The organism is Telluribacter humicola, from assembly GCF_017355935.1.
Taxonomy (GTDB): domain Bacteria; phylum Bacteroidota; class Bacteroidia; order Cytophagales; family Spirosomataceae; genus Telluribacter; species Telluribacter humicola.
Genome location: NZ_JAFIQT010000004.1, coordinates 301,869 through 325,507, shown reverse-complemented (window position 1 = coordinate 325,507; position 23,639 = coordinate 301,869). Strand labels below are relative to the sequence as shown.

The window sequence follows — 23,639 nt, the reverse complement described above, 5'->3', positions numbered from 1 at the left end:
CCAGAAAGTATGTATCTAATGACCGTACCTGCTGGATATAGATACTCCTCCAGCTATACTCTTTACCGTCAGTACCCCTACCACCATTGATAATCTAATCCAGTTGATATACCCGGAGCTCCGCCTGCTGGAAGCTCCGGGTATGGTAAGATTAAAATACAACCCCGATTGCTGCTCCTATCGGGATACGATGTAGATAGAAGATACCAGGTACATGCTATTCAACAGTCCGAACAATTAAGTATATTGCCGTATCCATCTTTTTAGTCGGCAAGATTATGATTTCAGACCCAGGGAAAGAGCAGGCACTGGTCCGGTATAATGATAAGGTTACTGAATATGTACAGGCTGGTCTCGAAGGAGCGAAAAATACCCAGCGTGCCTACCAGTCTGATATCCGTCACTACGTAGAATGGTGCCAGGCCCAGGGAGTAAGTGCCTTTCCGGCCGAAGCGGATACCCTGTCGGCGTACCTGGCTCATCTGGCTGATGTATGCAAGTGGGCAACTATTCAGCGGCGCATGGCCGCCATCCGCAAGTGGCACGACCTCAAGGATCAGGAATTCCCATCCAAGCATAAACAGGTAGTGGCGGTACTGGAAGGAATCCGTCGTGTAAAAGGGGTTCGACAAAAGCAGGCTCCGGCCTTCGATCTGGATGAATTCAGGGGGTTGATCCAGTCACTGGAACATGATAATCCCACCGAACTCCGGGACAAGCTGGTACTACTGCTGGGCTTTACCGGCGCCTTTCGCCGATCCGAACTGGTAGCCCTTAATATAGAGGACCTCTCCTTCTCCCGGCAGGGACTCATTATTACCATGCGTCAGAGTAAGACCAATCAGTACGGTGAAATTGAGCAGAAAGCGTTTTTCTTTCACCCCGACCCGCTGCTATGCCCTATCCGCGCTCTGGAAGACTGGCTGGCCCTACGCCCTGCTCAGGGTCCCTTACTTGTCCGGTTTCGCAAAGGCAACCGACATGGCGAGGTGCGCCTGACGGAAGAGCGACTTTCCTGCAAAAGTGTAGATAATCTGGTCAAGCACTACCTGGGGACTGAGTACTCCGCCCACTCCCTGCGGGCATCCTTTGTAACGGCAGCCAAACTTAACGGTGCCGATGACATGGAAGTTATGCAGCAGACCAAGCATAAAACCTCTGCTATGATCCAGCGCTACACCCGTACGGATGATATCAGAAAGTACAATGCCGGGAAAAAGCTGGGGCTGTAAAGGAATCTTCAACAAAGATACCTATCACAATCTTAAAAAATCAATGAAACAGCTACTGGAGTAGACCTGGCAATAACGGTTGTAGAATCTTTCAATCTTTTAATTAAACATATTTCTTCAGAAGGAAGTTAAATGCTAAGTTTCTGTTAACTTCGATATATCATCCGCACATGACTCACTAAAAGTATTTACCTAAACAGATAGTGTTTTGATTAAGAACTGCTTGCTTATAGATGATGATATTGAAGATAACTTTCTCTTTGCCTCTGCACTACAGGAGGTAGCGCCTTCAATGGTACTTGATATAGAAGATAGTAGTGTAAGAGCTTTGAAAAGGTTACAACAGGATCATCAGTATTGCCCGGAACTGATATTTCTGGATCTGAATATGCCGGTTCTGGATGGCAAGGAGTGCCTTGTAGAACTGAGAAAGATAGAACGCTTCAAAAAAGTACCTATCATTATTTATTCTACCTCTTCCTATAAAAAGGATATTGTCGAAACGGAACAATTAGGCTCCAGCGGCTATATAATAAAGCCAAGTGGCTATAAAGAGATTGTAGCTAAACTCCGGGAGGCCTTATATTCTTTCTCGGGTACTGACACTAAAAATACAATGGATGCTGGTTCCATTTAAGCGTTTACTTTTCCAGTTACACTTCAACTACCACCCACTCCCTGGCGAATACTAGCTCCGTTTGGTTCATTTGTATGACCTTATGCTAGACTACTTTCTTCTACTGATTAAAGGATTCCAAAGTAGATAACGAACCTATAAGTATCTATTTCCTGATGGCAATGGTGAAGGTTGTACCTACCCCTACCTGACTTTCTACCTCGATCGTTCCACCCAGGGCTTCGATCTGCGACCTGACCAGGTACAGGCCCAGCCCCTTACTATCCGGCCGTTCGTGGAAACGCTGGTATAATCCAAACAGCCGGTCCTGGTACCGTGGCAAATCTATTCCGATGCCGTTGTCCCTGAATATCAGAAGCACCGAGTCATCAGTGAGCTTAGAAGTGATATTCACCCGCAGCCTCCTCTCGTAAGATCTGTACTTCAGGGCGTTGGTCAGTAGGTTCATGAATATACTTTCCAGATACGACTGGTCAAACAGTACCAGTGGGGCCGCACTATCATCAAATTCTACAGTGGCATTGGCTTCATACAAAGGAATCCTGATCTGACTATATATTTTATCAAAGATGTCCCTTAACCTGATCAGACTTTTCTCTTTTGAGGGATTTCCTTTTATAATCAATACATCAATCAGATCATTGACAGTGTCGTTAAGTGCGGAAGTGGATACTCTAAACCCATTGATCAGATCTTCGAGCATAGGGTCTTCTACTGGTATCTCGTCCATAAGCTTGAGTAATCCCATAAGATTGGATAGGGGCGCCCGGAAGTTATGCGACGTGATAAAGGAAAACTGACGGAGATCCTGGTTGGTCTGCGACAACTCCCATATAAGCTGTTCTCTTTCCTCTTCGATCTTTTTCTGTAGGCTTATATCCTGTATGGCACCAATCATCCTGACGGCAGTACCATCCTTGTCACGCATCAGGTAAGCTCTGTCCAGTACGGTAGCATAGGTACCATCGGCTTTGAGCATCCGATACTCTTCCTTCCATTGGGTTGCTTCTCCTGAATGGAGAGCTGTACTATGACTTTCCCACACCCGATCTACATCCTCGGGATGAATACTCGTTGCCCACGCCTCAAGCGAATCGATTGGATGGATCTCCTGCACACTTAGCATTGATTCCGAACTATTACCCCAATACACCCTATTACTCCTGATATCCCAGTCCCATATTATATCATTGGTTACTTTCGTTACCAGTTCGTATCGCTTATTACTTTCCCTCAGGGCCTCTTCGGTCCGGCTGCTCTCCAGAATAACCTGTAGGATATGGACCGTCCTCCTGATTGTATTTTCCTCCAGCTGCGATGGAGCTTTCGGTTCTCTATAGTAACAGGCAAAGGTGGCCATCACGTTTCCGGTTGAATCAAAGGCCGGCTGCGACCAGCAGGCCGCCAGACCGGCTTCTTCAGCAAGAGTTTTATAGTCAGCCCAACGGATATCACTCTGTATATCGGTTACAATCACTTTCTTTTTCTGGTAGGCCGCCGTACCGCAGGAGCCCGCCTTGTCTCCGATCTCTGCCCCTTCTATTGCCTGACGATAGTCCAGTGTCAATGAAGGGGAAGCCAGGTTATACAGCCGGTTATTCCGCAATGCAAGCACCGAACAGATCATACCCGGATGCAGTACCTCTATCTCCAGCATGTAGTGCCTGAGTATATCTGCCAGTGGTTTCTCCCCCATGGCATTCATCTGCAGTACATCCCTCTCCAGCTTTTCCAGCATCAGATAATAGTGGTTCTGAAAAATATCGCGAATGGCTCCTATCATCCGCATGGCTTTGCCTTCCACATCCCGAAGTACCTTCCCTCTATCCTTTACATAGGTATAACCACCGTTTTTTCGGAGTACCCGATAATCGAGCTCCCAATAGATTTCACTACCCGCTATGATTTGCTGGATCTTTTTTGAAGATTCTTCTATATCCTCAGGATGAATTACCGACAACCAGAAATCTTCGTTAGGTAAGATTTCAGAGTCATCCAGGCCAAGTATGTCTTTGAATCCCTCGCTGCGATATATTTCACCCGTTACAAGGTCCCAATCCCACACGGCATCGTTGGTTGCCTGAGTAGCTATATCATACCGCTCCAGAGCTGTACGAAGCTGCTCTTCTGCCTGCCGGCTCGCGGTGATATCTCTGACCAGAACCGAAAGCCCTCCCTCATATGGATAGGCGCTTACCTCCAGCCATTGGTTGTTAACCGGGTTAAATTCTTGACATTGCAGAGTGATCTGTTCGGCCAGTGCCCTTTGTAATGAAGAAAAAATAGATGAAAAATCAGTACCCGGAAGCAGATGCCAGAGCTCTTTTCCCAGCGCCTCTTCATTGGTGAATCCCAGTAAAGCTTCGGCTCCCCGATTCCAGTAGGTAACTATACACTGCTCATTTACGCTATACAAGCCATCACTGATCGCTTCCACTACCTTATACAACCGCTGATGGTCCTGGAGTTCTTGTGTTTCAGGTGAGGGTTGAGGTGTTACATGCTCCTTTCTTTTGCTTTCGGTTATATCCTGATGCGTGATTGTCAACGCCCGAATAACATCCTCCCTGATAACCGGTGTAAGCTGTGCCTTAAACCACCGCTCCTCAACAGATAGCGGACATCTAAATTCAAAGGCAAATTCTCTTAGCTCCCCTTTTAGTACCTGTATCATACCACTGGCAGCACTTTGCGCTTCTTCTTCATCAGCTAGCCTGCATACAGCCGGATAGTAGGTACCTATCCATTCCTTGTCCGTAGATCCGTTAGCTACTACGTACCGACGCCAGGTATCATTCATATACCTGATCATACCCTGATTGTCCACCATGCCGATGTGTGCAGGTAAGCTATCAATAAAAAGCCGATCGAAGCCACTGGGTCCGATGAGACCGTCTAAACTAAGGCCTTGTACCACAGGATTCGTAACAGGTATAGAGTCTTTCAATGTAGAGTGGATAGGATGGTGTAAAGCAGGTATCTTGTGCTATTTTATTGCAGAAATTTATATCATTATAAGTTTATAAATATCATTAAGCGGATAAATAATAACAAGAAGACAGGAAATTAGTATTGAATTGTAAGCTTTTGTACATTTGTAACCGATAGTATAAAAATATTCTATAAATACTAAGAACAGGCTTATTGTGAAATCTTTATGTTATCTGATTGATGATGATACTGAAGATCATTATCTTTTTGCTGCTGTACTGAAAGAGGTATGTCCCAACCTGGCTTTTGCCGGTGAGGCCGATAGTCGGCGGGCTTTGGAAATATTACAGGAGGATAGTGACTTTGTACCCTCCTACATCTTTCTGGACCTGAACATGCCCAACCTGAATGGCATGGAATGCCTGGCAGAGATCAAAAAAATTGACAGACTGAAAGAGGTACCTATTTTTATGTTTTCTACCTCTTCGTTCCAAAAAGATATTAATGAGGCCGCTGAGCTTGGTTCCGCCCGGTTCATCACCAAGCCCGGTTCTTACAATGAATTAATAGCTCTATTAAATACGGTTATTCCCACCCCTTTCTGCGAGCAACAACCTATACCTAATCATTAACTCCGTTTCGGAGGGTACTAGACAACCTTGTCTGCTTCCATAGAATTAACTAAAGATACCCTCCGGTATCGGAGGGTATCTTTAATAGCCAAAGCTAACCGCTACAATTGATCAGATGAAGGTACCAGTCTGGCTGAAAGATCAGGGGCCTTCATATCTTTATCAAAGGGATACATTGGGCGATTGATTCTTTTGTAAGGAAGTCGTTCGAGATTCTGATCCACGCCGCCGGGCGTTATGGCCAGCAACCAGTCGGCCCGCATGTTATACAGCTCCGGCTCCAGATATCCGATCTTTACTACTACTATATCAGCGGTGCGGGGGGTAAGACCCAGGCGGGTGAAATCTTTCTCTTTGTGGTAAGGCTTGCGCTTCTGCGTCACGATTACGTTCACGCTACCTACTTTTACCACCACCTCCACTTCGGCATTGATATCTCCTTTTTCAATGGCGGTAACGGTACCCACCAAACGTACCGGCGGCGCAAAACGGGCATCAACCTGAGCGCCCGCATAGGCATCGATTTTTCCACCAACCCCTACTTCCATGGCTTTCTTGACCAGCTCAGGACCGGGTATTGAAGCATAGATCAGGGAAGGTCCATCTTCCTTCCTGAACTCGGGACGGGCTAATATTTCGGTAAGCGTCCAGGTTACATCACCGGCTCCACCGGCGGTAGGGTTGTCACCCGAATCACTGATAAAGAAAGGATGCTTCTTACTGGCAATGGCTTTATCCAGGCTCTCCTGCAGAGTAGCCGTAGGGGCCACAAATACAAAGTCATGTCTGGCATCCCACAGGGTTTTGGCGAGTTGCTCGGCCGTGCGGGTTACCTTTGCTTTATCATCCCCCGTAACCATGACGACAGCGTGATTCCGCGGCTCGTCAGCCCAGGCATAGCCGATCCATATCGCCGCGTCGATGACACCCTCCTGGTTCGCTGCCGGTGCTACTTTGCTATATATGGTTTTTCCGGGTTCAATCCGGGTGCTGGTTTTCTCACCGGGGAGTAGAATAGGTACGGGTATCCAGGCTTTGTAGGCAGGCTTACCCTTACCGCTTTCTATACGGGTAAGCAGGTTTTCGACGGCTCTCTGCTTGGACTCCATGGCATCCTCATGAGGCGCCATCCGGTAGCAGGTAATCAAATCAGAGTTTTGAGCCAGCCGCCAGGATACATTGCCGTGTAAGTCCATGGAGGTGGAGATGATGGTTTTCTTTCCGATTACCTCCCGGATTCTGGAGATAAGATCTCCTTCGGGATCATCAAGTCCTACCACACTCATGGCTCCGTGAATATCAAAGAAAAGACCGTCGTACGGACCATATTTACGGAGCGAGTCGAGCGTCTTCCGGACGAGTGACTCGTAGGCTTCCCGGGTTACGGCACCACCCGGCAGCGACTTGCCTACCAGCGTTGGTACCCACTGAGCCCGTTTCCGCATGGGTGACCCATCCTTAAAAAACGGATACGAGGTATATATGTTAGTTCCGTATTTGGCATGAAAAGCTTCCTCATGGGTAAGGGCCGGAGAAAACGTACTAGACTCAATACCCAGACCGGCAATGGCTATACGTGGTAGTGCTTTGGCTGGTGGGGCCTTTTGCGTAGTTACAGGTTGGTGACTGTTGCTCTTGATTTCTCCCCCCGAACCCGAAGAAAATGCCTGCGAAGCCATCAGACAACAGGTGGCAAGCAGATAAAATGTACGTTTCATATAATATATTTAAAAATTAACTGAGTTTAGGTCCTATTGACATAGGATATTTTGCTGGTTTTAAATTTAATAAAATATTTTAAAAATAGACCTATATAAACTTTGCATAGACAGTGAATCAGTCACTACAGTATAGAGGTAGTGACTGAATAGGGTGTTTGATTAAAATTTAAAGCCGATAGCTAAGCTAGCTTACAAAAAGCGCATCCATGGCCAGATCATTCTGTACCAAGCCGGTCGAGTGAGGATTGGCTTTGAGTCCGAAGGTGGTGACCATCGTCAGAAATACCGATTTACGAGTACCGGTCTCGGCTTTAAAAGCGCCTATTTTATTACGTAGCTCAGCGCTGTACTTCTTGTCAATCGTAAACGGGCTGATGGAGAATTTCATCTCACAGAGGTTGATCACCTGGTCCCGCCGGTCGATCACCAGGTCGATCTGAGCGCCGTTTTCTGCCCCCTTACTTCTCCAGGACGAGGTGGTGGTTTGTACGCCGCTGATGCCCAGAGCTTGTTTGATCTGGGGGAGGTGCCATAAGCATACCTGCTCAAAAGCGTAGCCCGACCAGGCCCGGTACTTCGGTGTATCCAGCATGGACATCCAGTTGTACTGCTCGTTCAGTGAGGTATCCTGAATAAACCGGAGGTAGAACAGGGTATAAAAGTCCACCAGCTGGTACAGGCTGTTGCGCGACTTTTTACCGTAGGGGCTGTACTTTCTGATGAATCCGCTTTCCTCCAGCTCATCGAGTAAGCGGGTGGTACTTCCGGCACTGGTCAGCTTCGCTGCCTGAATGATCTCATCCCGCGTTAGTCCCTTGGCTTTCTGAGCCAGGGCTTTCACAATGCTGAGGTGCCGCTCGAAGTTCTTGAATAAGGACCGGTACAGGTTGGTAAACTCATTGCGGAGGAGCCCGTTTTCCGAAAAGGTAATGCGCTCTATGTTTTGCATGGCACTCTGTCCCGTATCCACCTCCTCCCAGTAATAGGGCACCCCACCCAGTACCATGTAGAGCTGAATGATCTGGTACCGATCCAGCACTGAGTGCCTAGACAGGAGCAGCTGCTCACATTCGTGCAGGGTGAAAGGAACTACCTTGATCCGCTTGGTAATTCGGTTGTGCAGGCCGCCCCTGCTGTTGATAAGCGTGTGCAGCATCCAGGAGGCCGCTGAGCCGCAGGTGACCAGCACCACATCGGTACGGGCCGAAGCCCAGCTGTTCCAGAAGTGCTCCAGGGCCTGCACGAAGCCCGAACCATGGGTATCAAACCAAGGAAGCTCATCTATGAATATTACTTTTCGGGACGTGTTCTGCCGCTCCAGGTAGGTGATCAGTTGCTGGAAGGCCTCCAGCCAGGAACCCGCCGGGGTGTAGGTAGTAGTACTGTCGGCTTTCTGAAGCGCAATACAAAAGTTAGTCAGCTGCTGGCTCAGGGTAGCATTGGCCAGTCCGGTAGCCTCAAAGGCAAACTTTCCCCTAAAGGCATGCCGGATGAGAAACGTCTTCCCAACCCGCCTTCGGCCATACACCGCCACAAATTCCGATTTGTCCGAATCAAACACGGCTTGTAAAGTAGATAACTCCTGCTGCCTACCAATCAGTTTTTTCATAAATTCGCCTTTATTTTGGCCATAAGTATAATCAAATTACCAGTTATGGCCAAAATCGTGCTTATACTTTGGCTTTTAGCTATCAGGAATTATAGTTAAAGCCAAAATCCAAGAGTAATGGATAATACCCTATTTAACAACAGCCTAATCGTAAAAACAAAGATCATTTTGTATATTAGGTGAGAGTAATAGTAAGAGCAGCTATGAAACAGATCCAACTCCTGATTTGCCTGATTGTATCGGGTAGTGTCTGGGCACAGACTTCATCCGTGATTGTTAATCCGGATGGTACGCATTCCATCGCTCACCACAATGGTAGCACATCGGTAGTAATCAACCCGAATGGTAAACACTCGACCATCAGCCACAGTGGTAATACATCCGTCATGGTCAACCCCAATGGTACCCACACGGTCATGTTTAACAATGGCAATACCTCAACGATGGTCAATCCGAACGGTACTCACTCGACGGTTTTTCATAATGGTACTACCTCCACGGTTGTCAATCCCGATGGCACCCACTCCATTGTTCACCACTCTGGTCATGATGAGACTGTCGATAGGGTCAACAGCACATGGAGCCGGTTGTACTGGCAATGGTCAAAAAAGGTAAAACAGCAACGGAGCGCTGAATAGCACGTACCCCTGACCATTCATTGAGTCAGCGATACGTGTCAACCCATTTTATATTGGATAAACTGTTCAGGCGGTTTCAAGTACTACGTCTTTCTTTTCTTCACTAGCTCTTCCCTTGTCAATATCTCCCACCAGAAATATATACGAGCAGGCTCCTACCAATCCCAGGGCTCCGATGAACAGGAGGGCTGGTTTGAAATCCCCGCCCTGTGCCAGAAAGCCAATCGCAATGGGTACGACGATGGAAGCCAGATTGCCCATGAAGTTAAAGACGCCTCCCGTAAGACCGATCAGGTGCTTGGGGGAAAGCAGGGATACAAAGATCCAGGATATCAGCGCCATACCGGCTCCAAAGAATGATAGGGCCATGAAGAAGATGATGAAAGCCGTATCATTGGTGTAGTTAGATCCCACAATACTTACCGAGATCAGCAAGCCAATGATGATGGGTACTTTGCGGGCCATACCGGCCGAGCGGCCCTTTTTGACAAGGTAGTCCGAAACAAAACCCGAAAGAAGCAGACCCGCGCAGGCCGCCAGAAAGGGTACCGAAGCCAGGTACCCTGATTTAATGAAATCGAGCCCCCGGTATTGCACCAGGTAGGTGGGAAACCACGTAAGAAAAAACCAGAGGGTGGCATTGACCGCAAACTGACCAATGTAGACGCCCCACAGGGTCCGACGGGAAAACACCTGCTTCAGATTGCTCCACTGCCACACCGAAGCCTGGCTCCCCCTACCCATTTCATTCCGGAAGTGTCCACCTCCCTCTTCAATGTAGTTTAGCTCAGCCTCGTTTACTTTTTTAGAGTCGAGAGGGTCCCGGTACAGGATGTACCAGACTACTCCCCATACCAGTCCCACAAGACCTGTAATTACAAACAACCCTTTCCATCCGAAATGGTACTGGATGGTCATCAGGATGGGAGTCAGAAAAGCCAGACCGATGAATTGCCCCGACACGTACATGGCAATGGCCGAGGCTCTTTCCTGCTGGGGAAACCAGCTGGTGACAATGCGGTTGTTGATGGGATAGGATGGTGCCTCAAAAGCACCCGTTGCCAGGCGCAGGGCAAATAGCCCGGCAAAGCTGCTGACAAATCCCTGAAACAGCGTAGCCAGTGACCAGGTAACCAAACAAAATCCGTACAGAACGCGGGGCCCGAACCGGTCAGCCACTAGTCCTCCCGGTATCTGCAGAAAGGCGTAGGTCCAGCCGAAGGCGGAGAAAATCAAGCCCAGCTGTACCGGCGACAGCTCCAGATCTGTCCCAAGCGCGGCTCCTGCCACGGATATATTACTGCGGTCGAGGTAGTTGATGACCACATTGATAAATACCAAAGCCAGCATACTGTACCGTACGCTGGTTCTTTTGTTACGGTTACTCGTTTGTTTCATAAAGGGTAAATGGGCTGAAGTGAAATGGTGATGTACTGGAGGTAAAGGCACTAATGTTGCACAGGAAGCTGCTCCTGATACCAGGGATCTTCTGTGGCGGCATTAGCCAAAAGCTCAGGTGGCCAGGTATTTACTATTCGGTTTGAAAGCTGAGGTTTAGGAGCTTTGCAAAGCCATTCCCATAGTGACTCAGCACAGGGTGTAGGCTTCTATTAGGGTAGATTAAGAAGCAGGCGCCTGCCGTGATACCCGGCTAAATAGAAGCCTTAGAATGTACCTGAAGGATAGAAATTATTTTTCTGGGAATAGTAAGAAATAATAATCGTGTACTTTTAACACAAAGACGTTTTTGTACCCAAATTCCATTACAATCTACATGAGAAACTACTACTTGCTATTGGTTTGCCTACTGACTCCATTTCTGATGCAGGCGCAAACGGCGCCAGCTAAAAAGCGGCTCCCAATCATTGATGTACACGTACACGCCATGAAGGTGAATCCGAACTTTGCCGCTGAAATGTGTCCCTGGTTCCTGAGGGATATGCCGGGGGGCGATCCCAACGGAGCTGCTCCTTCTTTCCTGAGCCAGGACTGTGTCGACCCTTTAAAGCCAGCTAAGACGGATCAGGAGATGCAGACGGCCCTGCTGAACACCATGGAGCGCCTCAACATGACCATCATAGCCTATGGTGACGCTGAGATCCTGCACAAGTGGAAAAAAGCGGCCCCCAATCGGGTGATTGCCGGTATCGGTGTCAGCTCTCCTAACGACATGACGGTGAAAGCCTTTACTGACTCGCTGTCTTCGGGCTTTTATCAGGTCATGGGTGAGGTAGCACCGCAGTACCAGGGCATGTCACCCAGTGATATGTCGCTGGATGCCTATTTTGCGGCTGCCGAAAAGCTCAATATCCCCGTAGGTATCCACATGGGAACCGGTGGGAACGGAATGGCTAACCTGACGCAGCCCAAGTACCGGGCTTCGCTGGGAAGACCCTTCCTGCTGGAGGATGTACTGGCGCGCCACCCTAAGATGAAGATCTGGGTTATGCACGCGGGCTACCCGATGGCCGATGAAATGATTGCCCTGATGGGGGCTAACGCGTATGTATACGTAGATCTGGCGGGTTTTATCTGGAGCTATCCGCAGGCGGAGATCCACGCGTACATCAAGCGCCTGGTGCAGGCGGGTTTTGGCAAGCGTATCCTGTACGGCACGGATCTGATGATCTGGCCTAAGCTCATCGAAACTTCCATTGGCATCATTGAGAATGCAGACTATCTCTCATTCGAACAGAAGCGTGATATCCTGTTCAACAACGCTGTTCGCTTCTTCCGTCTGGATGCCAGTAAATTTCAGTAACTAGTCAATACCTACCAAGCTCAACCGGAATAGCTCACATCAGCTATTCCGGTTGATTTGTTTAGGGCTAATAAGCCAGGAGCACCCGAACTCTTTCCTCCTCTGGTGACGCCTTACCACAATCTTCATCCAGCCGTAATACTGGGATAATACGCTGACTGTTCCTTTGGGGTTTTAGTTAACTATTATCCCATTCCAATGCATCTGATTGTAAGAGTACTCTTTCTCCTTTCAATTCCTTACCTCGCCTGTTCACAGGTCAAAGACCCTGATCCTAAGTACAAACTGCTCACGGGCAACTCTATCATCCAAAGTAAGAATGCGTACCTGCTCACCCTCATGGAGCAGCTACCGGAAGTCCGAAAACGGCTCGAACAGGATGAGGTACTAATAAAGCTGGCAGAAACTAAGAAGCAGCACCTGGCCCTCACCCTGAAAGAGTGCGGCAACGACACCCCCTGCTACATGGCTCCTCTAAAATTCTCAACAGAGGAGATTAGGCTAGTGAGCGAGCGCCTTACCTCGATGTATTCCTCTACCAACGAGCTGGGCAAACTTGTCGAGCAGCATCTGATCCCTTCGGGTACCTACATCCTGCACGCGAAGACGCTGCCTGCCCAAGAGTTACTGGTAAAGGCCTGGGAGCAGGAGGCCAGAGCCATTAACCATATCCTGGAAGTGTACGCGGAAGGGAAAAAGCCCAACTACCCGGCCATTGATTCCATTGCTTTCAAGGTACATTCCAGGAGCTTTAACACCCTGGTGTGGGACGTCACCGAGATGGTCAGGCAGGAGGAAAAGGGGGCGCTGTTTTTCCGACCTACTCTGTCATACGCCCTTCGCTTTCTGGAAGCCAATGACCGTAGCGAAGCAGCCGACTATGAGCCCATGGAAACAACGGTGAATGGGGCCGCTTTTACCAGGGCCAAAAAGGTCGACTGGAAAAACTACAAATACACACTCATTTTGATACCGGGAGCAGGGCCCTCCAATCCCAATGAAGCGCTGAGTGCCGGGGGTAAACTCCGGTGTCGCGTAGGCGCACTCCGGTACTTCGAGGGAGCAGCTCCGTTCATTGTTGTCTCGGGTGGACGTGTACATCCTTACAAGACCAAATACAGCGAGGCGTACGAAATGAAAAAGTACCTCATCAACGAACTGAAGGTACCTGAGCATGCCATTATCATGGATCCTCACGCCCGCCATACCACCACCAACCTGCGCAACTGTGTACGCCTGTTGTTCCGGGCGGGTATGCCCCTGGATAAGCCCTGCCTGGTATCTACCATGCGTTCCCAAAGCTACTACATTACCAGAGATACCTTTGAGCAGCGGTGCCTGAAAGAGATAGGTCATATCCCTTACCGCCTGGGCAACCGGCTGAGCGAAACCGACTTTGAATTTTATCCCGTGCTCGATGCCCTACAGATTGATAACGACGAACCTCTTGATCCTTAGCCCTATGAAACAACTATTCAAAGTAACACTGGTACCTGTCGTACTAGGCCTGCTGGCGGTTAGTTCGCAGCTTCCGTTCACAGCAACAATAAGTAAGTCTCTATCCGTAGATTCCCTGGGAGCCTGCCAGGGAGTGAGCTACTTCCAGAACCGGGTGTTCCTCTACGGAGACCGCGAAGTAGGCATGATCCGGGAGTATAACCTGGATACTGATTCGCTGAACTATACGGGGCAGGAGTACCGCCTGACTATGGAGGAGAAAGATGTGATCAATCATCCTACGGGTATTGCCTACCGGCCCGAAGGTCCCGTATTTATTGGCAACAGCGTACGCCTCAACAAGGAAGGTACCCTGTGGAAAGCCCTCATCTACCACGTGGACTGGGAGGGGCTGATGAAGAAAAAAACGCTGGATGGCAACCTGATCAGGACCATAGAGGATGACGCCTGCATACAGGGGACACGGCCGGAATACGTACAGTACGAGGGAAAATGGTACGTAGCCACCGCCGACTACGGCGACAAACGGAATGAGGTAAGGCTATACGATCCTGAAAAATTAAAGACCGCCGATAAGACCTCAGAACCCGGTGTACTGTACAAGAAATTCACCTGTGGCCCCTGGGTACAGAATCTCCACTGGATTCCGGAAAAGCGCATACTGGTACTTATCCAAAACCAGATAGAAGGTAGAAGATGGCGACTCACCTTTCTGGATATGAACCAATCCTTACGTACCGGTCAGCAGCACGTACTTGGCACGCAGGATTTTGACAAAACCGATGAACTGGAAGGTTTTACGCTGCTGGAAGGGGGACAAAAAGGAATGGCCGTGACCTCTTCCCGCAAAGAAAATGTCCACTTCCTGAACCTTCAACTCTAGCCTACTCTCTTTAAAACATCATATTCTGATAATAAACCCTACCTATTGGGGTAACATTGAGGAAATACATTTGTGGCTTGCCAGGGGCTTTTTGTTAAAGCACCAGAAGCAAGCTCAGATGTATTTTTTTATTGCTTCAGTACAATTTTTTAAAGACGTTCCGTCAGTATGAAAAAACAATTTTTACCAATTATTCCCATCGCGTTGGCAGGAGCACTCCTGGTAGGGTCAGCCGACCGGAGCTATGCTATGCCGATGAAGGGACACCCTCACATCGTAGGTAAGAGCACTCCGCAGGAGGCCGTCGTTAGAGTGACGGGCAAAGTAGTGGATGAAAGTGGAGAGCCGCTATTAGGAGTAACAGTTCTGGAAAAAGGAAGTACCAAAGGTACAGTTACGGATGTAGAGGGTACCTTTTCGCTGGAAACTCAAATCGGAGCCACGCTGGTATTCTCTTTCGTAGGTTTTACGGCTCAGGAAATACCCGTTACAGATACAAAGAATATCACCGTTACCCTGAGACAGGATGCTCTGATGCTCAATGAGGTGGTGGCCGTCGGTTACCAGACCCTCAGAAAAAGCGACCTGACCGGCGCAGTAGCCAGTGTGAAAGCCAAAGAACTCAACCTGACCGCCCCTACAGTAGGTCAGGCACTGGTCGGTAAGGTAGCCGGGGTACAGATATCGCAGGTGAGCGGGGCTCCCTACGTTTCTACCAAAATCAGGGTACGGGGTGTAGGTTCAGTCAACGCCAGTTCTGATCCCCTCTACGTAATTGATGGCTATCCGGCCGGAAATGATGTATTCATAAACCCCAATGATATTGAGTCCATTGATATTCTAAAAGACGCCGCGTCCGCGGCCATTTACGGTTCACGGGCCGCGGGAGGTGTGGTACTTATCACCACCAAGCGCGGTAAGGAAGGAAAGGGTCGCCTGGAGTATGACTACCAGTTTGGCGTAAATCAATTGAACAAAAAAGTTGACCTGCTCAATTCCACCGAGTTTACCCAACTCCTGATCGATGCCCGCAATGGTACCTACCGCGACCTGATGGTAAACTCGGGCAAATCATGGTCGGACCAGATGTACTCGCACGACAATGCCACCCGCATCCGGAACGTGGGCAATGCCGGTAGTGTCAGTATCCCCACGGATCTGTACGACCTGGCTACCCAATCCATGATTCAGCCGAAGTACAATACCGACTGGCAGGACGAACTGTACCAGAATGCTCTGGTTCAGCGGCATAATGTTTCCTTCACGGGCGGTAAGAACGGCGTTCGCTATGCCCTGAGCGGTGGGTACCTGGATCAGCCGGGTATTATTCTGAGTACGGGGCAGAAGCGGGTTAACTTCCGGTCCAACATGGATGCGGAACTTACCCGCAAGCTGAAAGTGGGAGCTAACATAGCCGTAACCTCTAACACCAACCGCGAGGTACAGGAGGGACGCTTCCACCAGGGACCTATTCTGGGTGCACTCATTTACATGCCTATATTCCGCGCTTACAACGAAGATGGTACCCTGGCCAAGAATGAAGCCGCGGCTTTGAGCTCGGGCTTTGGCTATCAGTCCATTGAAAATCCAGTGGCGCTGGCTACCGAAACCCACATCAACCGCCGGGGACTACGGGGTACCTATAATGGCTTCGCTACCTACGAGATCATCCGGGATCTGAACTTCAAGGTGAACCTGGGTATGCAGACCTACAACGAGAAGTACGAATTCTATAAGCCTACCAGCCTGAGTAGCGGTGCTAATCCTCCGGGCTCACCCCAGGCCATCGCGGCGGCCTTTGCCGAATCCCAGATGCTTACCCAGATGGACCAGCTGGCGGAATTTACCCTTAACTACCGGAAACAGTTTGGCAAACACAGCCTGGACGGTTTGGCCGGGTATACCGCACAGAAGAATATACGGGATATCGTAGCAGTACGGGGCAATGGATTCCAGAATGACCGGATCGAAGAGATTACCGCGAAGGGTGCCGACGCGACTAACTTTGCGATGCTATCGGGTACCGGCAAAACCGAGTGGTCGCTCCTGTCGTACCTGGCCCGGGCCGTGTATAACTACGACAACCGCTACTACCTGACGGCTTCCTTCCGTACCGATGGTTCCTCACGCTTCGGTCCTAACAACCGCTGGGGTAGCTTCCCATCCGTTTCGGCGGGCTGGAACATCTCCAATGAATCCTTCTACGGCGACTGGTTAGGTGCGGCTTCTACGCTGAAGCTGCGCGGTAGCTGGGGGTTGAGCGGAAATAACAACATTGGTAACTACAACTTCCTGCAGACCATGGCCACTCCGGGTGGAGTCGTGTTCGGGAATGGTACGGTTAATACCGCCATGTGGGCCGAAGGGATCAAGGACCTGAACCTGGGCTGGGAAACTACGTCACAGTTCAACATAGGGGCTGACCTGGGGCTATTCAACGACCGGCTTTCCATCATTGCTAACTACTACCACAGCCGCTCGTACAACCTGCTCTTCAACCAGCCTCTTTCGGCTATTTCCGGAACGTCTACCATTCTGACCAACCTGCGCAACTCCAAGGTGGAGAACAAAGGATTTGAGATCCAGGCTGACGCCCGGGTCGTTTCTACTCCTGACTTCAGCCTGAACCTGAGCGGGAATATTTCGGTAAACCGCAACAAGGTACTGGATATGGGTGGTGCCAGCACCATCATTACCAACGGGGCGGAGCGCTCGTACCTGACCCACATTACCCAGGAGGGACAACCCATCGGTATGTTCTACGGCTTTAAGGTAAAAGGCATGGTACGCCAGTCCGACATGGAAAACCTGGCTATCGATGATGCCAACTACAACGCCGCTACGCAGTCATTCCCCGAAGGATACGTACTGAAAGGACCGGCCCGTTCAACGGCTTCCAGTAATCCCCTGCGTCCCGGCGATCTGTACTTTGAGGATGTGAATGGAGACGGTGTAGTCAACGATGCCGACAAGGCCGTAATTGGAAACCCTCACCCCAAGTTTACTTTTGGCTTTAACCTCACAGCCAGCTACCGCAACTTTGATTTTACATCGTCATTCAACGGTACATATGGTAATAAGGTACTGGATGGTCAGGACTACTACCTGTTCAACATGGAGGCTTCCGGCAACCAGTACAGCAAGGTACTCAACCGCTACCGCTCCGAGACAGAACCCGGTGATGGTGTAGTGTACCGGGCTGCCCGCGGAGGTACCCAGAGCAACAGTACCCGTTTGTCTACCTTCTATGTGCGTGACGGGTCATTCCTCCGCTGTACCAACCTCACCTTGGGCTACAACTTCCCGGCCATATCGGCTCTTACCCACAATGCCATCAGCAACCTCCGTCTGTTTGTAAGCGCTGATAATGCCTTTACGCTTACCAACTACCTGGGTTACAACCCCGAAGTGGACTACAACAACGGATCCAACCTGACCCCTGGTGTAGACTATGGCAAGTATCCGCTGGCCAGGGCATATACAGTAGGAGCAAGAGTTACTTTTTAAGAATCAGCAATTATGAATTATACAACCCATACCCTACGTACCCTTGTAGTAGCCGTGAGCCTGGCTTTTTTGAGCTCCTGCTCTAATGACTTTATTGACGTGCAGGACCCTAACGCGGTGGCCGCCACCACCTACTACCGCACTGAAAATGATGTCCAGTTAGCGGTGAATGGCATCTACCAGTCGCTGCGGAGTGGTAACTCCATCGGCGAGTCCAGCGGAATTTTCAACGAAGAGCGGTCAGACAATACCGGCCGCAATGACAACCAGTCAAATGCCGGTGAGCCCTTCCAGTTCAATGATTTCTCCCTGCTGCCCAGCAACACCTACCTCAAAAGCCACTGGCTGGGCCTGTACCAGAGCATCTCCCGTTCCAATCAGGTACTCGAAGGCATTGAGAGGGTCACCTTTGCGAACAACGACCTTAAAGAACAGTACAAGGCAGAGGCTAAATTCGTGCGGGCGCTGATTTATTTCCATCTGGTACGCAAATGGGGCGATGTACCTCTGGTTACCAAGCAGCTAACTACCGCGGATGAGGTAAACGCCAGTACCTACCGGGAAAAAAAGGAGGTAGTGTACCAGCAGATCATTGCGGATCTGAAAGACGTAGTGGTCAGTCCGCTGCCCAATCTTCCTACTGCGGCCAATAAGGGCAGGGTTTCCAAGGCCGCAGGCAATGCCTTGCTGGGTCAGGTGTACCTGACCATGGCTACTACGCTGGATGCTGCCAATCGTACCACCAACCTGAACGAGGCCAAGAACTACTTGACGGCTGCCTACAACATGAGGACCTTCGGTGATCTGAAAGAGATTCCTTATGCGGATGTATTTGATGTGGCTAAGAAAACAACCAATCCGGAGTCTATATTCCAGATCGTTAACAAGCAGGGAGATATCAACTACTCCTCTTCCATCGCCCGTAACAACCAGGCCAGGGGCGAAAACGTTAACTCCCTGTTCACCTCCAACGGGGCAGGTGGAAACGTAAAGATGGATCTGGTGAAGGATTACGAAGAGGGAGACGCCAGAAAGGATTACTCCATCAAATATGCGAATGATCCTATTGTCAAGGACTACTTCATCACCAAGTTCCGCGACAACAGTGCCGCCGCTACCACCAATGGCTTCGGAGGTAATGACTGGATCCTGATTCGCTACGCGGATGTAATCCTGATGCTGGCCGAAGTACACATGCACCTGGGTGATGACGCTACAGCTATTGGCTTCCTGAACCAGGTTCGTGAAAGAGCTGGCTTACCTACCTACGAGGTGGCCAAGACCAATCCGGATTATGTCGCTAAGTACCCTACGCTGAAGCTGGCAATACTGCACGAGCGTCGCGTGGAGCTGGCTTTTGAAAACCACCGGTGGTACGACCTGCTCCGTTTCTTCAATACCCAGGAGCTGGTAGCCTACTTCAAATCCAAGCCCCAGGCGGATTACGGAATTGCGAAGCTCTCTAACTTCGGAACCAAGGACCGGTACTACCCCATTCCGTTCGACGAACACAAGCTCAACCCGGAGAAAATGTACCAGAACGCCGGGTACTAGGCCAACTGCCAAAGAATATCCCTTTTAGGTATATTTCTTTCCTAATGAAAAAAGTCCAACGCCTCAGAGAATATCATCTTCTGAGGCGTTGGACTTTTAGCTTTATTGGGTTGTATAACTACCTGTGAAGGATCATTACAGGTACACCTATTTTACTTCCAGCTCCGCTACCACCGGCAGGTGATCCGATGCATACTTCTCGCTGATTACCCGGGTGGACTGAGCCTTGAACCTACCGGCCGGATTGTACATGATAAAGTCGATTGTACGATTGGGCTTATCAACGGGTATGGTAGGCTCGCAGTTCTGCTGGCAGGTACGGGTGAAGTACTGATCAAAATAGTTGATCGTCGGACTACCAGGAAGAGCATTGAAGTCTCCGGCCAGGATCATGGGCAAACCAGCATCTTTGAAATACTTGACAATCTGTTCCGACTCCGTAACCCGATTGCCTTCTTTCAGATCGAGGTGAGTACTGGCAAAGATAACCCGGCCCTTACCGGGTACCTGTACCGTAACCGCGGCTACGGCCCGGTCTTCGCCTCCCAGCTCGGGGTTGCGAGGTAGTAGGTAACCCACCGAATCCACGATTGGCAGGCGGGAAAGTACGGCCACTCCATACTCGCCCCCCTGGTGGTCAAGGGCTTTCATAAAAAAAGACTTCATGCCCGTGAGGCGGGCCAGTTCGCGGGCCTGGTTCAATTCCTTGCCCGAGCGTTCGGTATAGTTATCCACTTCCTGCAGGGCTACCAGATCCGGCTTCTCCTGATTGATTACGCGCGCGATAGCCTCCACATCAATCTTCACCTTCTCAGAGGGCGGATTGCAGTGGTGGATATTATAGGCCATTACCTTAAGGTTGGCTTTGGCAGCTACTGGATCTTTCTCTCCTTTTGGTTGATTGGTAAAGCCCATGGAGAACATAGCGGAAATGATACTTAGAGTTAATAGTGATCTTTTCATTGGAAAAATTTATAATCTATTGGGTATAGGTATGATGGAGCGCAATTTAAACTACTTTTTTGCTAAGAGTGTACTTACCCACCAGCTCTCCATCGTCCCGGATCATTTTCAGATTAAGCTCTTTGGGGGTAGCGTGAAGTTTGATCAGGGTGCGCTTTCCTTCCAAAGGACCACCGCCAATGACAATGGGGAATGAATGGGTACTATCCGCATCGTGGGTAGCGTAGCGGTGGGTATGTCCTGAGATCTGAAGGTCAATTTTGGCTTTGTTCAAAATAGGACCGAACTGCTCCCGACAGTGCAGGGTACCGTGCCAGTCACCGGAGTGCCAGGGCGATATATGGATCAGTACCACCCGAAATGCAGCCTTCTTGAAAGCTTCCGTCTGGACTTCCTTTTCGAGCCACCGTTTCTGCACTTCCCGGTAGCGATCAAAGGCACTCAATCCGCCGTACTCGACGCTGTCGTCGGTTTTGTCTTCTCCCGAATCCAGTACCACAAAATGTACCGGTCCGCGGGTGAAGGAGTAGTAGTATTTATTGTCGGGATAGGCGTAGTACTGCGGGATGTGCCTTGAGAAGCTACCCCGGCACTCATGGTTACCCTGGGTGAGTAAGAAGGGTACTTCCGTCGCGAAGACATCCACCGATGGTTTAATAAGGTGGTCCACCATCTGCTTCTCTTCTGTCACCCAGTCAAAGCAGTCACCGTTGTAGACCACCATGTCGTAATCGCGGGTATTGCCGGTGTAGGCGTGGCGATAGAGGAGTTGCGGGATAATCTGGGGACGGTCGTGGATATCGTTCAGGATCACCATCTTCACCTCCTCATCGGTAGGAGCCGGTGTCTTGAACGTGAACATAGGACTCGTGATGGTTTCTCCGAATTCCACCTTAGACCCTTTGTAGCCCAGTACCTCCGTAGAGACTATCCTGTACTTATGTTCGGTACCTGGTTTAAGCTCGGTTAGCGTTATTTTATTGATCCGGTTATTGGCCTCAATCAAGCCATTGGTATAACCAAACTCCCGCTTGCTGGTATGGGTACCGGCTCCGTACTCAACCCAGCTGAAACAGTTTTTGTGATTGATCCACATCACGGTTGCCTCATCCGGACCTACGTTCTGCAGATAAGGACCCACAACAAAATGGTTCTTTTCTTCGGCATTAGGCTGGGGTGAAGGCTGAGGTGTACCATCAGCCAGGGCATGGGCGGCTGGTAACAGGCTTAATGCCCCCGCTGCGGCTATCTTTTCGAGAAAGACTCTTCTATTGGCTTGCATACAGGTTAGTGGCTATGTTATATAAGTAAGAAGCAAGCAAGTCACTAATCCTAGCGAACTGCTTGCTTCTTTTTTACAGGTTTTTAATAGATTATTTCCAATTGGGGTTTTGGGTCAGGTTTGGGTTCAAAAGGATTTCCTGAGTGGGTAGCGGGTAGAGATAATCCCTGGCCTCATTCCAGGATTTATTGATATGCCCGTTGATCACGATATTGCCTCCCTTGTTTCCGTTTTCCAGCGATATCTCGCTGCCCAGTTTCAGAATCTGAGCACCCGGAACGGTGGGCTTGGTACCCTCGTAGATGACCAGATCTACTTTTCCATCTTTGTCCAGATCAAAATTACCCGGGCCCGGGAAGTACATTCCTTTGAAGGGTCTGGTCAGGAGTTGACCTTCTTTCCACCGGATGATATCGTCCCAACGGAAGAAGTTTTCCATCACCAGTTCAACGCGTCTTTCCCGACGAATTTCCAGAAGAACACCTTTGTTGGCTCCTTTAAGCTGAGGGTACATCTCGGCCTGGTAAGGGTCTGGTTTGGCATTGGCGTCAGCCATGTGGATGGTAGGCATGCCCACCCGGTCACGGATCAGCTTGATGGAACGGTCCAGATCTGCCTGGGTCAGGGTGCCCCGCTCGGCTTTGGCTTCGGCAAAGTTCAGAAGTACTTCGGCGTAGCGGAAGATAGGCATATCCGTAATGTCCTTGTTGAAAGTATCCCACTTGGGCTCCGATACGAATTTGATCAACTGGTATCCGGTCACCGTAGCCCCGAATTCCGGAACCAGTCGGGTAGTTTCACCGATACGGGTATAGCCGGGTGTCCGGATGGTCTGGGACAGACGCGGGTCACGGTTCTGGACCTCTTCAAAGAACTGCATGGTATCGTAACCCTGAATATCCGTAAAACGCGAGCCGTCGGCCATCAGGTAGCTGTTGACCAGCCTCTTCTCCAGACCGGGACGTCCGTACGAAGCGGTCATGGTGTAGTAGTTCAGGTTATGATATACCTGTGACTCATCACTAAAGTCACGGGCCAGGATCACTTCCTCGGCAATCGCGTTATCCGACGCGAATAACTTCTGGTAGGCAGTCTGGGGCGTGGCCTTATAGATGGTATACCCGCTGTTTTTCATTAATTCATCGGAAGCAGCGATACACTCATCCAGGAACTTGTCAGCGTTGGGCAGGTTGTATTCGGGGTGGTACTTGCGGAAGGTGCCTTCGTACAGGGCTATCCGGGACTTCAGGGCCAGGGCTGTCCATTTGGTGACAGTATTTACCTGACGCGCGTTGCCCAGATTGGCAATGGCATAATCAAGGTCAGCCATAACGGAGTCCATCACCATCGCCCGCGGATCACGGGCTTTGGTTAACATCTCTTCATTATTGCTCTCAATAGGCTGTGAGTACCAGGGGACATCGCCAAAACGCTTTACCATGCCGAAGTAAAAGTAAGCCCGGAAGAAACGGGCCAGGCCATTATATTTAGCAACGGCTTTGGGGTCCGGACATTTGTTCGAATTGGCCAGGAAGTAGTTGATGTTTCGGAGGGTTCCCCAGCTCCATCCTCCTCCGCTGGTAGGTACCACCCGGGTACCTCTCAACTCGTCGCGGAGGCTGGTTTTTACTACGTTATCTACATCCTCATTGTACACATCCTCCGCGCCGGGCAGGGCATTGTAGAATGAATTGGTATATAGCTGTAGATCATTTTCGGTTTTGAAAAAGGTTTCAGGAGCAATGGCATCCTGAGGCAGCAGGTCCAGATTACAGGAAACCAGCCCCAAGGCTATGGCTAGGCAACTTATTGTTCTTTTCATAGGTACTAC

Annotated in this window: 16 protein-coding genes; 9 read left to right on the top strand and 7 right to left on the bottom strand. The window is 49.8% G+C overall.

Annotated features, from left to right (window positions below; genetic code table 11):
• The first annotated feature begins 278 nt into the window (after nucleotides 1–278).
• On the top strand, nucleotides 279–1,232 hold the full coding sequence (locus JUB14_RS19350; protein WP_207508460.1) for a site-specific integrase: 954 nt from the start codon (nucleotides 279–281) through the stop codon (nucleotides 1,230–1,232).
• A 208-nt stretch (nucleotides 1,233–1,440) separates the two neighbouring features.
• Complete coding sequence (locus JUB14_RS19345) at nucleotides 1,441–1,869, top strand: response regulator (protein WP_207508459.1); 429 nt, start codon at nucleotides 1,441–1,443, stop codon at nucleotides 1,867–1,869.
• A gap of 145 nt (nucleotides 1,870–2,014) precedes the next feature.
• On the opposite strand, the gene JUB14_RS19340 is transcribed toward JUB14_RS19345, so the two are convergent.
• Entirely contained in the window at nucleotides 2,015–4,816 is a 2,802-nt protein-coding gene (locus JUB14_RS19340) for a PAS domain-containing protein (RefSeq protein WP_207508458.1), read from the bottom strand.
• A 199-nt stretch (nucleotides 4,817–5,015) separates the two neighbouring features.
• Between JUB14_RS19340 and JUB14_RS19335 the strand changes: the two genes are divergently transcribed.
• Nucleotides 5,016–5,432, top strand: coding sequence for a response regulator (locus JUB14_RS19335; RefSeq protein WP_310586166.1), 417 nt, complete (start codon nucleotides 5,016–5,018; stop codon nucleotides 5,430–5,432).
• Nucleotides 5,433–5,533: 101 nt separating this feature from the next.
• Here the strand turns inward: JUB14_RS19335 and JUB14_RS19330 are convergent, their stop codons facing one another.
• Both JUB14_RS19330 and JUB14_RS19325 read right to left on the bottom strand, forming a co-directional pair.
• Nucleotides 5,534–7,150, bottom strand: coding sequence for a M81 family metallopeptidase (locus JUB14_RS19330; RefSeq protein ID WP_229368026.1), 1,617 nt, complete (start codon nucleotides 7,148–7,150; stop codon nucleotides 5,534–5,536).
• Nucleotides 7,151–7,337: 187 nt separating this feature from the next.
• Nucleotides 7,338–8,762: an ATP-binding protein gene (locus tag JUB14_RS19325; RefSeq protein WP_207508457.1), complete on the bottom strand. Its 1,425-nt coding sequence runs from the start codon at nucleotides 8,760–8,762 to the stop codon at nucleotides 7,338–7,340.
• A 203-nt stretch (nucleotides 8,763–8,965) separates the two neighbouring features.
• Here JUB14_RS19325 and JUB14_RS19320 point away from each other — a divergent pair, with 203 nt between their 5' ends.
• Nucleotides 8,966–9,400, top strand: coding sequence for a hypothetical protein (locus JUB14_RS19320; protein ID WP_207508456.1), 435 nt, complete (start codon nucleotides 8,966–8,968; stop codon nucleotides 9,398–9,400).
• A 66-nt stretch (nucleotides 9,401–9,466) separates the two neighbouring features.
• Here the strand turns inward: JUB14_RS19320 and JUB14_RS19315 are convergent, their stop codons facing one another.
• Nucleotides 9,467–10,798 carry an MFS transporter gene (locus JUB14_RS19315; RefSeq protein ID WP_207508455.1) on the bottom strand — a complete coding sequence of 444 codons (1,332 nt, stop codon included), beginning with the start codon at nucleotides 10,796–10,798 and terminating at the stop codon, nucleotides 9,467–9,469.
• A 376-nt stretch (nucleotides 10,799–11,174) separates the two neighbouring features.
• On the opposite strand from JUB14_RS19315, the gene JUB14_RS19310 reads away from it, so the two are divergent.
• From JUB14_RS19310 to JUB14_RS19290, 5 genes are all read left to right on the top strand, one after another.
• Nucleotides 11,175–12,161: an amidohydrolase family protein gene (locus JUB14_RS19310; protein WP_207508454.1), complete on the top strand. Its 987-nt coding sequence runs from the start codon at nucleotides 11,175–11,177 to the stop codon at nucleotides 12,159–12,161.
• Between the two features lie 198 nt (nucleotides 12,162–12,359).
• Nucleotides 12,360–13,619, top strand: coding sequence for a YdcF family protein (locus JUB14_RS19305; RefSeq protein WP_207508453.1), 1,260 nt, complete (start codon nucleotides 12,360–12,362; stop codon nucleotides 13,617–13,619).
• Between the two features lie 4 nt (nucleotides 13,620–13,623).
• Nucleotides 13,624–14,502, top strand: coding sequence for a hypothetical protein (locus JUB14_RS19300; protein ID WP_207508452.1), 879 nt, complete (start codon nucleotides 13,624–13,626; stop codon nucleotides 14,500–14,502).
• Nucleotides 14,503–14,670: 168 nt separating this feature from the next.
• The gene (locus JUB14_RS19295) at nucleotides 14,671–18,009 is read left to right on the top strand and encodes a SusC/RagA family TonB-linked outer membrane protein (protein WP_207508451.1); all 3,339 of its coding nucleotides are present in this window, start codon (nucleotides 14,671–14,673) and stop codon (nucleotides 18,007–18,009) included.
• Between the two features lie 12 nt (nucleotides 18,010–18,021).
• Nucleotides 18,022–19,563, top strand: coding sequence for a RagB/SusD family nutrient uptake outer membrane protein (locus JUB14_RS19290; protein ID WP_207508450.1), 1,542 nt, complete (start codon nucleotides 18,022–18,024; stop codon nucleotides 19,561–19,563).
• 147 nt (nucleotides 19,564–19,710) lie between these two features.
• On the opposite strand, the gene JUB14_RS19285 is transcribed toward JUB14_RS19290, so the two are convergent.
• From JUB14_RS19285 to JUB14_RS19275, 3 genes are all read right to left on the bottom strand, one after another.
• Entirely contained in the window at nucleotides 19,711–20,526 is an 816-nt protein-coding gene (locus JUB14_RS19285; protein WP_229368025.1) for an endonuclease/exonuclease/phosphatase family protein, read from the bottom strand.
• Nucleotides 20,527–20,572: 46 nt separating this feature from the next.
• Nucleotides 20,573–21,808 (bottom strand): purple acid phosphatase family protein, encoded by a 1,236-nt coding sequence (locus JUB14_RS19280; protein ID WP_207508449.1) that lies wholly within the window; start codon nucleotides 21,806–21,808, stop codon nucleotides 20,573–20,575.
• Between the two features lie 91 nt (nucleotides 21,809–21,899).
• On the bottom strand, nucleotides 21,900–23,630 hold the full coding sequence (locus tag JUB14_RS19275; protein ID WP_207508448.1) for a RagB/SusD family nutrient uptake outer membrane protein: 1,731 nt from the start codon (nucleotides 23,628–23,630) through the stop codon (nucleotides 21,900–21,902).
• Nucleotides 23,631–23,639: the final 9 nt, after the last annotated feature.

What these genes read in the sequence shown, in the direction of transcription:
- JUB14_RS19280 (WP_207508449.1), bottom strand. Translation starts at nt 21,808, where the DNA reads ATGCAAGCCAATAGAAGAGTCTTTCTCGAAAAGATAGCCGCAGCGGGG.
- JUB14_RS19320 (WP_207508456.1), top strand. Translation starts at nt 8,966, where the DNA reads ATGAAACAGATCCAACTCCTGATTTGCCTGATTGTATCGGGTAGTGTC.
- JUB14_RS19295 (WP_207508451.1), top strand. Translation starts at nt 14,671, where the DNA reads ATGAAAAAACAATTTTTACCAATTATTCCCATCGCGTTGGCAGGAGCA.
- JUB14_RS19330 (WP_229368026.1), bottom strand. Translation starts at nt 7,150, where the DNA reads ATGAAACGTACATTTTATCTGCTTGCCACCTGTTGTCTGATGGCTTCG.
- JUB14_RS19310 (WP_207508454.1), top strand. Translation starts at nt 11,175, where the DNA reads ATGAGAAACTACTACTTGCTATTGGTTTGCCTACTGACTCCATTTCTG.
- JUB14_RS19300 (WP_207508452.1), top strand. Translation starts at nt 13,624, where the DNA reads ATGAAACAACTATTCAAAGTAACACTGGTACCTGTCGTACTAGGCCTG.
- JUB14_RS19305 (WP_207508453.1), top strand. Translation starts at nt 12,360, where the DNA reads ATGCATCTGATTGTAAGAGTACTCTTTCTCCTTTCAATTCCTTACCTC.
- JUB14_RS19290 (WP_207508450.1), top strand. Translation starts at nt 18,022, where the DNA reads ATGAATTATACAACCCATACCCTACGTACCCTTGTAGTAGCCGTGAGC.
- JUB14_RS19325 (WP_207508457.1), bottom strand. Translation starts at nt 8,762, where the DNA reads ATGAAAAAACTGATTGGTAGGCAGCAGGAGTTATCTACTTTACAAGCC.
- JUB14_RS19285 (WP_229368025.1), bottom strand. Translation starts at nt 20,526, where the DNA reads ATGAAAAGATCACTATTAACTCTAAGTATCATTTCCGCTATGTTCTCC.
- JUB14_RS19350 (WP_207508460.1), top strand. Translation starts at nt 279, where the DNA reads ATGATTTCAGACCCAGGGAAAGAGCAGGCACTGGTCCGGTATAATGAT.
- JUB14_RS19275 (WP_207508448.1), bottom strand. Translation starts at nt 23,630, where the DNA reads ATGAAAAGAACAATAAGTTGCCTAGCCATAGCCTTGGGGCTGGTTTCC.
- JUB14_RS19315 (WP_207508455.1), bottom strand. Translation starts at nt 10,798, where the DNA reads ATGAAACAAACGAGTAACCGTAACAAAAGAACCAGCGTACGGTACAGT.